The organism is Coprococcus sp. AM100_B19A, from assembly GCF_027662015.1.
Lineage (GTDB): Bacteria > Bacillota > Clostridia > Lachnospirales > Lachnospiraceae > Allocoprococcus > Allocoprococcus comes.
The window spans coordinates 1-15,885 of the sequence record NZ_JAQDKN010000004.1 but is presented as its reverse complement, the minus strand read 5'-3'; the positions used below and the strand labels follow the sequence as shown (position 1 = coordinate 15,885).

The following is a 15,885-nucleotide window of genomic DNA, read 5'->3' as shown; positions in this document are numbered from 1 at the left end:
TACAATAACACTTGTAAAAGAGATGTCTGTTTTACAGGCACAATTAACAGAAAGGGCGGAACAGGAGAAATGAAAGTAACAGATTTTGGTGCAACAGTTAAAGGTGACGAGACAAAATTATATACGCTCACAAATAAAAACGGAATGGAGATTGCAGTATCCGATTACGGTGCAACGCTGGTACAGGTGATCGTACCGGACAAAGAAGGCAAGCCATGTGATGTTGTGCTTGGATATGATGAGGCAGCAGGATATGAAGAAGGAGATCTGTTCTTCGGCGCAATTGTCGGGAGAAGTGCAAACCGTATCGGAGGAGCATCCTTTGAACTGAACGGAGTGACCTATCAGCTTGAAAAGAATGATAATGGCAATAATCTCCACAGCGGAATGGATTTTTATAACCAGAGAATGTGGAAGGTAAAAGAAACCGCAGATGATCATATTACATTTGAACTGGACAGCCCGGATGGTGATCAGGGATATCCGGGAGCTGTACATATTGAGGTAACATATACTCTGACAGAAGACAATGCAGTGAAGATCGCTTACCATGCAGTTCCGGATGCAGATACTCTGATCAACATGACAAATCACAGCTATTTTAATATGGATGGACATGCATCAGGAGATGTACTGGATCAGCAAGTATGGATTGATGCAGATGCATTTACCAGAGCCGATGCCGAGTCTATTCCGACAGGCGAGATCACACCGGTAGAAGGAACACCGATGGATTTCCGCACAAAGAAAGCAATTGGCAAAGAAATCGAGACAGATTATGAAGCACTGAATTTCGGGAAAGGATATGATCATAACTGGGTTCTGAACAATAAAGGAGAATTTGCGAAAGTGGCAGAGATGTCCTCGGAAGAGAGCGGAATCACTATGGAAGTTTATACAGACCTTCCGGGAATGCAGCTTTATACAGGCAACTTTATTGTTGATGCCAAAGGAAAAGGCGGGGCGCATTACCACAAACGCCAGGCAGCCTGCTTCGAGACACAGTTCTTCCCGGATGCAATCCATAAAGAGAATTTTGCCGGTCCGGTATGCAAGAAGGGCGAAACTTACGAAACAACAACAATGTACAAGTTTATATAACAACAGATAAGCCGAAAAGGTGCCATGGACATAAAAATCCATGACACCTTTTTTGAAAATATGTGCTGTAAAAAATCAGCGAAGGAATATGAAAAATTCATTTTACGCTGTGGTATATCTGTGAAATCAGAAAATGCCATCCAGATAATGCCCGATCGAACGGCGGATATTACCTTCAAAATCAGTCTCTCCGTTATGCAGACACCATTCAAATACATTTCCGATAACCAGCATACGGATATCAGTGCAGATTTCATCCAGGGAAATCTTTGGCGCAATGATGCCGGCATCAATTGCTTTGCGAAGATAATTCTCTACGGTAAGGATCGGGTACGGTCGCTCGGTACGGATCGTTGGGTTCAGTGCCTGGTTGCGCGGTGTGTAGTAATTGGACATGAATTCTACTCCGAGTTCCCGGCAGTACTGTGCGTAATTCAGATAAACGTGGATGATACCGATCTTTGCCTCATCTGCATCTTCCGGCGTATCCAGAAGATCCGGATTGATGCTTGGCTGTTCTTCAATATAATAAGATAAAAGATCATCTTTGGTTTTAAAATGATGATAGAAGCTGCCGTTGGAGACACCTGCTTCATCACAGATATTTTTTATGGAAAGCTGATCGTATCCCTGCTTCTGCAGAATTGTCTTGGCTGCATGAAAGATACGTGCTTTGGTTTCTTTTGATTTTTTCTGTTGTCTGGACAGTGGCTCTTTTTCAATATCGCTTGACATTTGGTTAATCCTTTCTTAAAACTTTTCAGTCAGATTAGCTGTAGTATAGCATATTTAATAGAAAAAGACAAGAAAACCGAGCGAACTCTGTAATTTTAACGGGAATTGAAAAATAAGAGATGACATGGTATCATTAAATCCATAGCGAACAAAAAGAGAGGATTGGATATCAATGGATATTAACCAGAAAATAACAGAAGAACTGGGCGTAAAAAAGTGGCAGGTAGATGCGGCTGTAAAGCTGATCGATGAAGGAAATACCATTCCGTTTATTGCGCGTTACAGAAAAGAAGCACACGGTACACTGGATGATGAACAGCTTCGTAAATTATATGAACGACTGACCTATCTGCGGAACCTGGAAGAGAAAAAAGAACAGGTTCTTGCAAGTATTGAAGAACAGGGCAAGTTAACACCTGAGCTGAAAGCACAGATCGTGGCAGCAGAGACGCAGGTTCTGGTGGACGATCTTTATCGTCCGTACAGACCCAAACGCCGGACCCGTGCGACAATTGCAAAAGAAAAAGGTCTGGAATCACTGGCGGTTCTGATCTCTCTTCAGAATAGTAAGGAGCCCCTGGAAAAAGAGGCAGAAAAATATGTTTCTGAAGAAAAGGGCGTGAAAAATGTGCAGGAAGCGATTGACGGTGCGAAAGATATTCTTGCAGAAAATATTTCAGATGAGGCAGATTACAGAAAGAGGATCCGCGATCTGACGTTCAAAAAGGGTACGCTGGTTTCTGCTGCAAAAGATGAAAAAGCAGAATCTGTATACGAGATGTATTATGATTTTACAGAAGCGGTCAGCAAAGTAGCCGGACACCGTGTGCTGGCACTCAACCGTGGAGAAAAAGAAAAATTCCTGAGTGTTAAGATTGAAGCACCGGAAGAGGAAATTCTCCGTTATCTGGAAAAGAAAGTGATCCGCAGGGATAATCCATACACAACACCGGTTTTGAAAGAGGTTGTGGCCGACAGCTATCAGAGACTGATCGCACCGGCGATCGAGCGTGAACTGAGAAACGAACTGACGGAAAAAGCAGAAGATGGCGCAATCCTTGTGTTTGGAAAGAATCTGGAGCAGCTTCTGATGCAGCCGCCGATCGTTGGACAGGTTGTGCTTGGATGGGATCCTGCATTCCGTACCGGATGCAAGCTTGCTGTGGTAGATCCGACCGGAAAAGTAATCGGCACGACTGTAATTTATCCGACAGCGCCTACGACTCCGAAGAAGATCCAGGCAGCAAAAGATCTGCTGAAAAAGATTATTCCAAAGTATCACATCTCTTTGATTTCCCTGGGGAATGGAACAGCATCCAGAGAATCAGAACAGTTTATTGTAGAACTGTTAAAAGAGATTCCGGAAAAAGTGCAGTATGTGATCGTAAATGAAGCGGGAGCATCTGTGTACTCAGCAAGTAAACTTGCTACAGAAGAATTCCCAAAATTCGATGTCGGGCAGAGAAGCGCGACATCCATCGCAAGACGTCTTCAGGATCCGCTTGCCGAACTGGTAAAGATCGATCCGCAGTCGATCGGTGTCGGGCAGTATCAGCATGATATGAACCAGAAAAAATTAGGAGAAGCACTTGGCGGTGTGGTAGAAGACTGTGTAAATAAAGTCGGTGTGGACCTAAATACTGCATCGGCTCCGCTGCTTTCTTATATTTCCGGTATTTCCGGAACCCTTGCGAAAAATATTGTTGCCTACAGGGAAGAAAATGGAAAATTTGAGAATAGAAAAGAACTTCTCAAAGTACCAAAACTTGGACCAAAAGCATTTGAGCAGTGTGCCGGGTTTATGAGGATCCAGGGAGGAACCAATCCACTTGACGGAACCAGTGTACATCCGGAGTCTTATGAGGCGGCAGGAAAGCTTCTTGAAAAGCAGGGCTTCAAGCCGGAAGATATTGCAGGCGGCAAACTTACAGGTCTGTCTCTTACCATCAAAGATTACAAAAAGCTCGCTGAGGAACTTGGAATAGGAGAGATCACCCTTCGGGATATTGTCAAAGAGCTGGAAAAACCGGCGCGTGATCCACGAGATGAGATGCCGAAACCAATTCTCAGAACGGATGTCCTTGATATGAAGGATCTGAAGGAAGGAATGATTCTGAAAGGAACCGTGCGAAATGTCATTGACTTTGGTGTATTTGTCGATATTGGAGTGCATCAGGACGGATTGGTGCACATTTCCCAGATCACGGATCGTTTTATCAAGCATCCACTGGAAGCAGTCAGCGTAGGAGATGTTGTAGATGTAAAGGTGATGAGCGTTGATCTACAGAAGAAGCGGATCCAGCTTACAATGAGAGGAATTCAGTAATACATGTTCGGATATGTGACGGCGAATGAGCCGGAATTAAAAGTAAAAGATTATCATAAATATAAAGCGTATTACTGTGGCCTTTGTCAGTCGCTGAAGAGACAGTATGGCAGCGCAGGTCAGCTTACGCTTGCCTATGATATGACATTTGTGATCATTTTACTTACTTCTTTATATGAAAGTGAAACAAAGGCAGAAAGCCATCGCTGTAAGATGCATCCGTTAAAGCCACAGCCAATGCTGGAAAATGAGATCACAGAGTATGCGGCCGATATGAATCTGATCATGGCGTATTATCATCTGGAAGATGATTGGAAGGATGAGAAGAAAGTAGCAGGGCTTCTCGGGAGTATGGCCTTGAAGCGAAAAGTAGAAAAAGCAATTCGGAAATATCCAAGGCAGAGTCGTGTGATCAGAGAAGAAATGGCAAAGCTTTCGGAATATGAAAGTCAGGGTATACAGGAAGTTGACTATCCGGCAGGCTGTTTTGGCCGGCTGATGGAAGAGATGATGGTATATAAAGAAGACTGCTGGGAACAGCAGCTTCGAGGGATCGGTTTCTATCTGGGCAAATATATTTATATTATGGATGCTTACGAAGATCTGGATAAGGACTTGGAAAAAGGAACTTATAATCCATTAAAAAAGATGCATGAAGAAGCCGGATATGAAGAAAGATGCAGAGACATTCTGTGCATGATGATCGGCGAATGCGCAAGAAATTTTGAAATTCTGCCATGTGTACTGGACGTGGATATCCTGCGGAATATCCTGTATGATGGCGTATGGAAACATTACAGAAAGATACAAGAAAAGAAAAGCGAGGAAAAGGAAGATGACAAAGAATCCTTATGAGGTGCTTGGCGTATCACCAAATGCGTCGGAAGAGGAGATAAAAAATGCGTACAGAGAACTGAGCCGGAAATATCATCCGGATGCCAATGTGGATAATCCGCTTCGGGATCTTGCTGAAGAAAAGTTCAAAGAAGTACAGGAAGCTTATGATGAAATTATGAAAGAGCGGGCGAATGGAGGATATAATTACGGATACGGCGCGGGTTCAGGAAACTATTCTTATGGTAATAATTCCTATGGGAATCAATCTTATGGCAATGGCAGATATCAGCAGTACAATAATATGAATCCGGAGATGCAGGCGGCATTCAATTTTATCAATAACCGTAGATATCAGGACGCGATCAATGTGTTGAACCGTATGAATGACCGGACTGCACAATGGTATTATGCAAGTTCCATGGCCAACGCCGGCGTAGGCAACAATGTGCTGGCAAGGGATTATGCTGCGCAGGCAGTGAATATGGACCCGAATAACCCGCAGTACAGAGAGCTGATGAACCAGCTGAACTGGGGAGCACAGAGATATAATAGTAATCCGTTTGGTCAGGGATATGGCAATCGTAATTCCTCTCCGTGTGGAACTGGAAATATGTGCTGTGATCTGTGGATCGCAGATTCATTATGTGAATGTATGGGAGGAGATCTGTGTCCATGCATCTAAATACAAAAAAGATTGCATTTGCAGGCGTTATGCTTGCACTGACAGAAGTGGGGATTGCGCTTGGCAGTGTGATCGAAACGAATACCCTTTTTTTACTGGCGGCGGCGTCCTTCTTTGTCGGGATTGTGATTCAGGAATTTGGATTGAAAAGCGGGGCAGGCTTTTTATTGGCTGGAATTTTGCTGGCAATCCTTCTGTCTCCGAATAAATTATATGTGGTTTCCTATGCATTTATGGGATTTTATATTCTAATTATAGAAACAATATGGCATTTTTCTGGAAGAGCTTCTGGATGGATCAGAAGCCGTAACTTTTTCTGGCTCATGAAATATCTGGTATTTAATGTACTTTATATTCCGGGTTTAATATATTTCTGGAGTATGTTATCTGAAAAAAAGACCGCAAAAGGAATAATGCTTATGTCTGTTGTATTCGGACAATTTATACTTTTTGTCTTTGATAAGACATATGAATATGCAATGGGGAAAATCTGGAAAGAAAATAGACATAAATTCGGATTTTAAAGCATATATAATACAATAATGATGATGTGAGTGTCGAAAGTAAATTTTGCTGTTCACTGATGTAACCGGATTGTTCTATTGCTACGCAATTCCCATAATCCTCGAACACATCATAATAATAAAAATATAAATTTTTATGTATTTTTTGCACAAAAAAGTGGAAAATTTAACAGAAAAATTGTATAATATAAGACAGGACAAATAGGAAAGAGAGGATTCACTTATGAAGCAGAATAATATGCTTGCTATGATCTTGGCGGGCGGACGAGGAAGTCGTCTTCACGAGCTTACAAATAAAGTAGCCAAACCTGCGGTTTCATATGGTGGAAAATACAGAATCATTGATTTTCCACTTAGCAACTGTGCCAACAGCGGAATTGATAATGTAGGAGTCCTGACACAGTATGAGTCTATTTTACTTAACAGTTATGTAGCGGCAGGCCGCAGATGGGGGTTAGATGCCCAGAACAGCGGAGTCTATGTACTTCCACCGCGTGAAAAAGCGGATGCGGATCTGGATGTATACAGAGGAACAGCAGATGCAATTTCACAGAACATTGATTTTGTGGACATGTTTGCACCAGAATATGTACTGATTCTTTCCGGTGACCATATTTATAAGATGAATTATGATAATATGCTTGATTATCATAAAGAGACTGGAGCAGATGCAACAATCGCGGTCATTGAGGTTCCGATGAAGGAAGCAAGCCGTTTCGGTATTATGAATACGGACGATGAGGGAAGAATTGTAGAGTTTGAAGAGAAACCGGAGAATCCAAAGAGTAATCTGGCATCCATGGGTATTTACATATTCAACTGGAAGCTTTTAAGAAAGATGCTCCTTGCAGATATGAAAAATCAGGATTCCAATCATGATTTCGGAAAAGACATCATTCCGACTATGCTGAATGATGGAAGAAAGCTCTATGCATACAAGTTCAAAGGATATTGGAAAGATGTCGGAACAATTGATTCCCTGTGGGAAGCAAATATGGATCTGATCAATAGTAAAAATGAACTTGATCTGAATGATGATTCATGGAAGATTTACACAGAGGATACAACTGTGCTTCCTCAGTATGTTGGTCCGACAGCAGAGATTGAAAGAGCATTTATCAACCAGGGATGTGTGATCAATGGAAAAGTCAAAAATTCTGTATTGTTTACAGGTGCAAGAGTCGGCGAAGGTGCACAGATTATTGACAGTGTACTGATGCCGGGCGTTGAAGTAGAAGAAGGTGCAGTTGTAACAAGAGCGCTTGTGGCTGATGGCGTAAAGATTGGCAAAAATGCAGTTGTCGGATCAGCAGACAGTGAACATATTGAATTAGTATCAAAACGTGTTAAGGGGGATGAGTAATATGGCACAGGCATTTGGAATCGTAAGTTTTGCCGGCAACAATATCCGGGTAGGAGAGATGCAGAATTACCGTCCGGTTGGTGCTGTTTCATTCCTTGGAAGATACAGAGTTATCGATTTCCCAATCTCTAATATGAGCAACAGTGAAATCGAACATATTCAGGTTTATGTAAGAAGAAAACCGCGTTCTCTTACAGAACATCTTGGAACAGGCCGTCATTACAATATCAACTCAAAGAGTGGCCGTCTTCATATTCTTTATTCTGATTTTGCAAATGCAGAATGGAGTGTATACAATAATGACCTGGCGGCATATGAAGAAAATATGGAGTGTATTGAAGCTGTAAAATATCCATATGTAGTTATTGCACCAAGTTATATGATTTATACACAGAATTATGATGAATTACTTAAGACACATATTGAATCCGGTGCAGATATTACCCTGTTATATCACAGTGTGGATAATGCAAAAGAATACTATCTGAACTGTTCAACACTTAATTTGAACAAGCAGAAGGGTGTCCTTTCATTGGAACCGAACCATGGTAACGCGAAAAACCGTAATATTTTCATGGACACTTATGTAATGCGCAAAGATCTGTTTATGGAACTGGTTAAAAAGGGAAGAAAGATTTCTTCCATGTTCACACTTAATGATATTGTGAATATGGCATGCAGTGAACTGGATGTACGTGGAATGTCACATCGAGGATTCTTTGCATCTATCACAGATTTTAAGAGCTACTATAATGCAAACTTATCACTGATCGATATGAAGAATGCAGTGACTTTGTTTGATAAGAACTGGCCGATTTACACAAGAACAAATGATTCATGCCCAACAAAGTATTATGAAGGAGCAAGTGTCAAGAGTTCAGTAATTTCCAATGGATGCCTGATCGAGGGTACTGTTGAGAATTCGGTAATCGGACGTGGATGCGTAATTAAGAAAGGTGCAGTTGTCAAAGACAGTGTTATCCTTCCGGGAGTTGTAATTGGAGAGGATGCACAGATTGAAGCGCAGGTAGTGGACAAGAGTGCAAGGATTGTCCATGCAAAGGAACTGATTGCAGATCCGGAAAAACCAGGATATGTAAGAAGAAACGATACTTTATAATCAAAAGAAATTCAACAGAGAGAAGAATGTCGGCGTGGGCAGACTTCTCTCTGTTTTTTTGTTTCATAAAAAAAGAGGCTCATAACGAACCCCTTTTGCTGCTTTGTAAAATTATAATCTATTCGCGTCCCATTTGTAAAATCGGGCTGATCTTTTTGTAGATCAGGAATACGATCAATGATACCAGGAAACCTTTCAGCAGATTGAAAGGTGCAACAGAAAGTAAAACAAAAGTCAGAAGACTGTTGATATGACTGTTGACTGCGGTTCCCATGGCAATCAGTGCGTCGATCGGCATATGGAATGCAGCAGCGTATGCCGGAAGCAGAAGGTATGCATTGATAAAACATCCGACAATTGTCATAAAAACAGTTCCTGTTACCATACCGATGATCGCACCCTTGCGAGAATGTAACTTCTGATAAATCAGGGAAGCCGGAATACACATTGCACATCCGATCAGGAAGTTTCCGAGGTCTCCAACACCAGCTGTTGATGTACCTCTGATCAGGAGGTTCAACAGGATTTTGACCAGTTCGATTAAAGCGCCGGCTACAGGTCCCATGGTAAATGCTCCGACAAGGACCGGAACTTCACTGAAATCAATTTTGTAAAAGGTTGGTGCAAATGGAAGTGGAATATCAAATAACATCAGAACCATAGCGATTGCTCCGAGCACACCAATCTGTGCAATTACCTTTGTGCTGATACGTTTTTTTTCTTTCGTTGTTGTTTTTTGGTTTGTCATTACATCTGTACTCATTTTTTCTCTCCTTTTCTCTTGACATAATCAGATGAATTGAGGAGGAAAATCTTCGAAAGCCTATGCAAAAAAATCCCCGACGTAATACGTCGGGGGGATTATTTGCAAAATCACTTTTTCTTCTCTCATCCAGACTTTACTGTCGGTTTTGGAATTGCACCAAATCAGCTGTCAGAAATCTGACAGGTCGCGGACTGTAACCGCCGGTTGGGAATTCTGCTTATACTATAGCGATAAGAAGTCACCCTACCCCGAAGAATTTCCTTGTTCATTTGAACACATTATAGCGCAGGCGTATATAAAATACAAGTACAAGTTAAGAAAAGACAGTGTTTTTCTAAACCCGGAGTGAGCAGTAACGACTTGTTTCCAAAGATTCGGTATGATATAATCGGTGTGACTTAATCTGATATGGAGGAAAATGAATGAATATAAAGTTTGAAGTAAAAATGACAAAAAAAGCCATGTTTGATTTTATGCTCTATACTTCCTATACAAGCCTTAGTGGAATCGTTGGTGTGATTTTCGGTGGTGTAACACTGGTGCTGGGAATCAGACAATGTATGTTTGGAAGCTACAGTACAGCAGCAACGTTCTTTTTGTTTGCCGCAATTTTTCTGATCGGAAACCCACTTCATTTAAAAGCACGTGCGGCAGAACAGGTAATGCGCTCCCCGATGTTTCAGAAACCGATTAGTTATGAACTTAACGAAGAAGGAATCCGCATTTCACAGGATGAACAAAGTGTGCTTAATGAATGGGGAGATTTCCGGAAGGCAGTTTCAACCGGTCAGTCTGTAATTATATATGTAACAAAGGTAAGAGCACTGATTTTTCCAAGAGAATCCCTGGGAGAACAGTATGCGGCAGCAGTGCAGATGATTTCTACACATATGCCAGCCAAGAAAGTCAATATCAGACACGTCAGTGCAAATTAGGAGGCAGACCAGAAGATGATAATTGAAACAAGAAGTGCCAAAGAAACCTATGATCTCGGTAAGAAGATCGGGAGTCATGCAAAAGCAGGAGAAGTCTATACACTGGTAGGAGATCTCGGCGTCGGGAAGACCGTATTTACCCAGGGACTGGCAAAAGGACTGGGGATTGAAGAACCGATCAGCAGTCCAACCTTTACAATAGTCCAGGTATATGATGACGGAAGACTTCCGTTCTATCATTTTGATGTGTATCGGATTGGTGACATTGAAGAGATGGACGAGATTGGTTTTGAAGACTATGTATATGGAGACGGTGTAAGCCTGATCGAATGGGCGAACCTGATCGATGAGATTCTTCCGGCGAACCGGACAGAGATCACGATAGAAAAAGATCTGGAACAGGGATTTGATTTCCGCCGGATTACGGTAGAGAAAAGAGGAGAATAATATGCGCATTTTAGCAATAGACAGTTCGGGACTTGTTGCAACTGTCGCAGTAGTTGAAGAAGAAAACGAAATTTCCAAAACGATTGCAGAGTATACGATCAATTATAAAAAGACACATTCACAGACCTTATTACCGATGTTGGATGAAATCGTGAAGATGACGGATATGAATCTGGATACGATTGATGCGATTGCGGTAGCAGGAGGACCGGGATCATTTACCGGACTCAGAATTGGTTCAGCAACTGCAAAGGGACTGGGGCTGGCACTGAAGAAGCCTTTGATTCACATTCCGACAGTAGACGGACTTGCTTATAATCTGTGTTATACAGACAGGATCATTTGTCCGATCATGGATGCAAGAAGAAATCAGGTATATACTGGTATTTATCAGATGGACGGTGATAAACTGCAGGTTTTGGAAGCACAGATGGCAGTCGAAATCGATGAACTTGCAAAAAAACTTTGTACTTATGGAAAACCAGTGATCTTTCTTGGAGACGGTGTACCGGTGCATAAAGACAGGCTGGAGAAGGAATTGATGACGAATTATGATATTGCATTTGCACCGGCACATATGAACCAGCAGAGAGCTGCAGCAGTCGGTATGCTTGGAATTCAGTATTATAAAGAAGGAAAAACAGAAACTGCAATGGAACACAAACCGGATTATCTGCGTGTATCACAGGCAGAACGGGAAAGAGAAGAACGTCTGAAAGCAGAAAAAACACATGAGTAATAGAGATAACATAGAAATTACTTTGATAACAGAAAATGACAGAGAACGAATGGAACAGGTGGCGCAGATGGAAACAGACGTATTTCCGGATCCGTGGAGTTATCATGAGGTGAGATCAACTGTCAGACAGAAGCATACTTTTTGTGCGGCAGCAATGGAAGGGGATACCCTGCTGGGATATTTTCTGTGTTATTATGTTCTGGATGAATGCGAGATTGCAAGAATTGCAGTTGCTGAATCTGAAAGACGCAGAGGAATTGGACAGATGCTGTTTGGATTTATGGAACAGATCTGCCATGAAAAGCAACTGAAAAGAATGCTTCTTGATGTCCGTAAGAGTAATCAGACAGCGATTGCTTTTTATGAAAAAAACAAATTTGGAATCGATGGAGAGCGAAAGTTCTATTACGGAGGGAAAAATCCGGAAGATGCAATCCTGATGAGCCGTATGGTTTAGAAAATGGAAGAAATCGCAAGAATATACAAGACTTCCCACTGGAAGGCGTCAGTCTGTGACGTTATAATGTACCTGAACATAGAAAGAGCTGAAAAATGAAATGGCAGTCTTTTTTGCAAAGATACTCAGGAGGAAGTAAGATGCGTAATTATAAAAAAATTCAGACAGAAAAAAATACAGTCACAAAGATTGTGTGCAATAAGTGTAAAAAAGAAATCACAATAAAAAATGGAATACCGGAGGAAGAGATGCTTACAGTTGAAAAAAGATGGGGATATTTTTCGCACAAAGACGGAGAACTCCATCGATTTGATATCTGTGAGGAATGTTATGATACCTGGATAGCATCTTTCCAGATTCCGGTATATGGAGAACAGGAGTTAGAATGTTAGATGTATGTTTGCTTGGAAGCGGTGGAATGATGCCGCTTCCTTATCGATGGCTGACCGCACTTATGACAAGATATAACGGCAGCCAGCTGCTGATTGACTGTGGTGAAGGCACACAGATTGCGTTAAAAGAGAAGGGATGGAGTTTTAAACCGATCGATGTAATTTGTTTTACACATTATCATGGAGATCATATCAGCGGACTTCCGGGACTTCTTCTTACAATGGGAAATGCGGACAGAAAGGAACCGCTTACTCTGATTGGACCGAAAGGTCTGGAGAGAGTGGTGAGTTCTCTGCGAGTGATCGCGCCGGAACTGCCATTTGAAATCCACTATAGAGAAATTACAGAGCCAGAACAGATTTTTGAGATGGATGGATATCGTCTGAAAGCATTTCGTGTAAAACATAATGTGATCTGTTACGGTTATACGATTGAGATCGACCGTGCCGGCAAATTTGATGTGCAGAGGGCAACAGAACAGAAAATCCCGAAGGAATACTGGAAACACCTTCAAAAAGGTGAGACAGTAGAGCTTGACGGAAGAATATTGACGCCGGAGATGGTCCTTGGACCACCTCGAAGAGGAATTAAGCTTACCTATTGTACAGATACAAGACCGACGGATTCTATCCGGAAGAATGCAAAAGGGTCAGACCTGTTTATCTGCGAAGGAATGTACGGAGAAAAAGAAAAAGCGGCAAAGGCAGTAGAATATAAGCATATGACCTTTTATGAGGCAGCAAACCTGGCAAAAGAGGCGGAGGTAGGAGAAATGTGGCTTACGCATTACAGCCCGTCCCTGCGCCATCCGGAAGAATATATGGATGAAGTGCGGGCAATCTTTCCACATGCGATCGCAGGAAAAGACCGTATGACAACAGAACTGGATTTCCCGGAATAAGCAAAGCAGTAGAGAGAAGGAAAAATATGGATACAGAGAAAAAGGATATATTAATACTGGCAATTGAAAGTTCCTGTGATGAAACGGCAGCAGCCGTTGTAAAGAACGGACGACAGGTGTTGTCAAATGTGATCTCATCACAGATAGATCTACATAAATTATATGGTGGTGTGGTTCCGGAAATCGCATCGAGAAAGCATATTGAAAAGATTAATCAGGTAATAGAAGAGGCTCTGGAAAATGCAGAGGTTACACTGGATGATATTGATGCAATCGGTGTAACTTATGGTCCGGGGCTTGTTGGTGCGCTTCTTGTCGGTGTGGCAGAAGCAAAAGCAATCGCATATGCGAAAAAGTTACCACTTGTTGGAGTTCATCATATTGAAGGGCATATTTCTGCAAATTATATTGAGAATCTGGAACTGGAACCACCGTTCTTGTGTCTTGTTGTGTCTGGGGGACATACGCATCTCGTATGCGTCAAGGATTATGGAACTTATGAGATTCTTGGAAGAACCAGAGATGATGCGGCAGGAGAGGCTTTTGATAAAGTGGCTAGAGCAATTGGCCTGGGATATCCGGGAGGACCGAAGATTGATAAGCTTTCAAAAGAGGGGGATCCAGATGCAATCCCATTTCCACGCGCGCATATCGAAGATTCCCCATATGATTTCAGCTTCAGTGGCGTGAAGTCAGCAGTTTTAAACTATATTAACGGCTGCAAGATGAAAGGGATTGAATACAACCGTGCTGATATTGCTGCATCCTTCCAGAAAGCAGTTACTGATGTGCTGGTAGACAATGCAATGCATGCAGTAAAAGAATATGGACTTAATAAGTTTGCAATTGCAGGAGGCGTGGCGTCAAACAGTAGTCTTCGTGCAGCAATGAAACAGGCATGTGAAAAGAATGAAATAGAATTTTACTATCCGTCACCGATTTTCTGTACAGATAATGCAGCAATGATCGGTGTGGCGGCTTATTATGAATACATAAATGGAACCAGACATGGATGGGATCTGAATGCAGTCCCGAATCTGAAACTTGGCGAAAGATAGAGTGGGCGAACCACGAAATGCAGGTAAAAAGGAGAGAGTAATATGAACAGGGAAAAATGTACAGCAGTAGTCCTGGCAGCAGGAAAAGGAAGCCGGATGGGTACAAAAATACAGAAGCAGTATCTGGAAATATGCGGAAAGCCTGTACTTTACTATTCTCTTGCTGCATTTGCAGCATCTCCGATTATTGATGAAATTGTTCTTGTGACAGGAGAAGGTAAGACTGATTATTGCCGGAAAAATATTATAGACGCTTATGGAATCACAAAAGTTAACAAAATTGTGGTTGGTGGAAAAGAACGGTATGAATCTGTATATAAAGCACTAAGAGAAATAGAACCGGAAGGTTATGTCTTTATTCATGATGGAGCACGTCCGTTTGTTGATGAATCGATCATAGAACGAACTTACCAGGCAGTAAAAGAATACCGGGCATGTGTGGCAGGAATGCCATCGAAAGATACGGTAAAGATTGTAGATGAGAATGATTTCGCAGTAAATACACCGGAACGAAGATTTGTGTGGTGTATTCAGACTCCGCAGGTATTTGAGACTGCATTGATTCGTCATGCATATTTTAAATTGATGGAAAATGAAGAAAATGAAATAGGGATAACAGACGATGCGATGGTTGTAGAGCGTATGGAAAACTGTGCAGTAAAGTTGGTAGAAGGTTCGTATGAGAATATAAAGATTACAACGCCAGAAGATCTGATATTAGCAGAAAGTCTGATCAAAAAAAGAAATTGAAAAAGATTTAAAAAAAGTGTTGACAATAATGTATCACTATGATATTATCTATCTTGTCGCTGATACACAGCAACAACTTAATAAATGCGGAGAGGTATCGAAGTGGTCATAACGAGGCGGTCTTGAAAACCGTTTGTCCGAAAGGGCGCGTGGGTTCGAATCCCACCCTCTCCGGTTGAAGCAGAACAATATGTTCTGCTTTTTTTATTGTTCGGCTTGGTTTTTGGGGAGTAAAAAGGTGAAATGAAAAAAGGTAAGATTTACCTTTGAAGTTACATTATTTTACAAGATTAAATTCCACATGAGAGTGGAATTTAATCTTGTAAGTGAGTAATATATAAAACTTGAAAATAGTACTGGACAAAAAAGAAAGAATCGTGTATATTAAATAACGGACGTTTTGGAGAAATACCCAAGCTGGCCGAAGGGGCTCCCCTGGAAAGGGAGTAGGTCGTTAATAGCGGCGCGAGGGTTCGAATCCCTCTTTCTCCGTTTTGTTCAAAGCTAAAAAGCAGTAATCGATAAAACATAATATTGAATGTAAAATACAGATCAAGAAAATGTGAAAAAAGTCGAAAAAAGTGCTTGACATTCAGGAAAACGGATGTTATTATAAACAAGCTGATGTATGAGAAATGAAAGTTTTAAATGCAAAACAAAAAATAAAAAAAGTTGTTGACAAACATGAAACGCTTTGATATAATATAAAAGCTGTCGCATGAAACGGCAACAACAAAAAAGAACATTGATA

The 15,885-nt window shown here is 41.5% G+C and carries 17 protein-coding genes, 2 tRNA genes and 1 riboswitch; of the genes, 17 read left to right on the top strand and 2 right to left on the bottom strand.

Annotated elements, in window-relative coordinates; all coding sequences use genetic code 11:
- The first annotated feature begins 69 nt into the window (after nt 1-69).
- A complete protein-coding gene (locus tag PGQ33_RS05035) occupies nt 70-1,101 on the top strand; it encodes an aldose epimerase family protein (RefSeq protein ID WP_117834619.1) in 1,032 nt (343 codons plus the stop codon).
- Between the two features lie 126 nt (nt 1,102-1,227).
- Here the strand turns inward: PGQ33_RS05035 and PGQ33_RS05030 are convergent, their stop codons facing one another.
- Complete coding sequence (locus PGQ33_RS05030) at nt 1,228-1,836, bottom strand: TetR/AcrR family transcriptional regulator (protein WP_022220003.1); 609 nt, start codon at nt 1,834-1,836, stop codon at nt 1,228-1,230.
- A gap of 172 nt (nt 1,837-2,008) precedes the next feature.
- Between PGQ33_RS05030 and PGQ33_RS05025 the strand changes: the two genes are divergently transcribed.
- The 6 genes from PGQ33_RS05025 to glgD all read left to right on the top strand — a co-directional run bounded on the left by PGQ33_RS05025 (nt 2,009) and on the right by glgD (nt 8,688).
- Complete coding sequence (locus PGQ33_RS05025; RefSeq protein ID WP_270205377.1) at nt 2,009-4,162, top strand: Tex family protein; 2,154 nt, start codon at nt 2,009-2,011, stop codon at nt 4,160-4,162.
- A gap of 3 nt (nt 4,163-4,165) precedes the next feature.
- Nucleotides 4,166-5,017 carry a DUF5685 family protein gene (locus tag PGQ33_RS05020; RefSeq protein ID WP_117824528.1) on the top strand — a complete coding sequence of 284 codons (852 nt, stop codon included), beginning with the start codon at nt 4,166-4,168 and terminating at the stop codon, nt 5,015-5,017.
- Entirely contained in the window at nt 4,998-5,681 is a 684-nt protein-coding gene (locus PGQ33_RS05015) for a DnaJ domain-containing protein (RefSeq protein WP_270205376.1), read from the top strand. Before PGQ33_RS05020 ends, PGQ33_RS05015 begins: the two co-directional genes overlap by 20 nt.
- Nucleotides 5,672-6,205, top strand: coding sequence for a hypothetical protein (locus PGQ33_RS05010; protein WP_055156248.1), 534 nt, complete (start codon nt 5,672-5,674; stop codon nt 6,203-6,205). Before PGQ33_RS05015 ends, PGQ33_RS05010 begins: the two co-directional genes overlap by 10 nt.
- Before the next feature lie 223 nt (nt 6,206-6,428).
- Nucleotides 6,429-7,568, top strand: a complete 1,140-nt coding sequence (locus PGQ33_RS05005; RefSeq protein WP_008373659.1) for a glucose-1-phosphate adenylyltransferase — start codon at nt 6,429-6,431, stop codon at nt 7,566-7,568.
- Nucleotide 7,569: 1 nt separating this feature from the next.
- On the top strand, nt 7,570-8,688 hold the full coding sequence (glgD, locus tag PGQ33_RS05000; RefSeq protein WP_195250452.1) for a glucose-1-phosphate adenylyltransferase subunit GlgD: 1,119 nt from the start codon (nt 7,570-7,572) through the stop codon (nt 8,686-8,688).
- 118 nt (nt 8,689-8,806) lie between these two features.
- Here the strand turns inward: glgD and PGQ33_RS04995 are convergent, their stop codons facing one another.
- Complete coding sequence (locus PGQ33_RS04995) at nt 8,807-9,451, bottom strand: ECF transporter S component (RefSeq protein WP_270205375.1); 645 nt, start codon at nt 9,449-9,451, stop codon at nt 8,807-8,809.
- A 113-nt stretch (nt 9,452-9,564) separates the two neighbouring features.
- Nucleotides 9,565-9,714: riboswitch (FMN riboswitch) on the bottom strand.
- A 162-nt stretch (nt 9,715-9,876) separates the two neighbouring features.
- On the opposite strand from PGQ33_RS04995, the gene PGQ33_RS04990 reads away from it, so the two are divergent.
- The 10 genes from PGQ33_RS04990 (at nt 9,877) to PGQ33_RS04945 (ending at nt 15,626) form a co-directional block, all read left to right on the top strand.
- A complete protein-coding gene (locus tag PGQ33_RS04990; RefSeq protein WP_055247568.1) occupies nt 9,877-10,389 on the top strand; it encodes a YcxB family protein in 513 nt (170 codons plus the stop codon).
- Nucleotides 10,390-10,404: 15 nt separating this feature from the next.
- Complete coding sequence (gene tsaE, locus PGQ33_RS04985; RefSeq protein WP_022220008.1) at nt 10,405-10,836, top strand: tRNA (adenosine(37)-N6)-threonylcarbamoyltransferase complex ATPase subunit type 1 TsaE; 432 nt, start codon at nt 10,405-10,407, stop codon at nt 10,834-10,836.
- Nucleotide 10,837: 1 nt separating this feature from the next.
- Nucleotides 10,838-11,575 carry a tRNA (adenosine(37)-N6)-threonylcarbamoyltransferase complex dimerization subunit type 1 TsaB gene (gene tsaB / locus PGQ33_RS04980; protein ID WP_008373668.1) on the top strand — a complete coding sequence of 246 codons (738 nt, stop codon included), beginning with the start codon at nt 10,838-10,840 and terminating at the stop codon, nt 11,573-11,575.
- Nucleotides 11,568-12,032, top strand: coding sequence for a ribosomal protein S18-alanine N-acetyltransferase (gene rimI / locus PGQ33_RS04975; RefSeq protein WP_055247571.1), 465 nt, complete (start codon nt 11,568-11,570; stop codon nt 12,030-12,032). The genes tsaB and rimI overlap by 8 nt, the downstream gene beginning before the upstream one ends.
- Nucleotides 12,033-12,172: 140 nt before the next feature.
- Entirely contained in the window at nt 12,173-12,424 is a 252-nt protein-coding gene (locus PGQ33_RS04970) for a hypothetical protein (RefSeq protein WP_055158650.1), read from the top strand.
- Nucleotides 12,418-13,326 (top strand): ribonuclease Z, encoded by a 909-nt coding sequence (locus PGQ33_RS04965; RefSeq protein ID WP_008373675.1) that lies wholly within the window; start codon nt 12,418-12,420, stop codon nt 13,324-13,326. Before PGQ33_RS04970 ends, PGQ33_RS04965 begins: the two co-directional genes overlap by 7 nt.
- Before the next feature lie 26 nt (nt 13,327-13,352).
- Complete coding sequence (tsaD, locus tag PGQ33_RS04960; RefSeq protein ID WP_008373677.1) at nt 13,353-14,384, top strand: tRNA (adenosine(37)-N6)-threonylcarbamoyltransferase complex transferase subunit TsaD; 1,032 nt, start codon at nt 13,353-13,355, stop codon at nt 14,382-14,384.
- A 42-nt stretch (nt 14,385-14,426) separates the two neighbouring features.
- The gene (gene ispD / locus PGQ33_RS04955) at nt 14,427-15,134 is read left to right on the top strand and encodes a 2-C-methyl-D-erythritol 4-phosphate cytidylyltransferase (protein WP_270205374.1); all 708 of its coding nucleotides are present in this window, start codon (nt 14,427-14,429) and stop codon (nt 15,132-15,134) included.
- Between the two features lie 88 nt (nt 15,135-15,222).
- A tRNA-Ser gene (locus PGQ33_RS04950) sits at nt 15,223-15,308 on the top strand.
- Between the two features lie 228 nt (nt 15,309-15,536).
- Nucleotides 15,537-15,626, top strand: a tRNA-Ser gene (locus PGQ33_RS04945).
- Nucleotides 15,627-15,885: the final 259 nt, after the last annotated feature.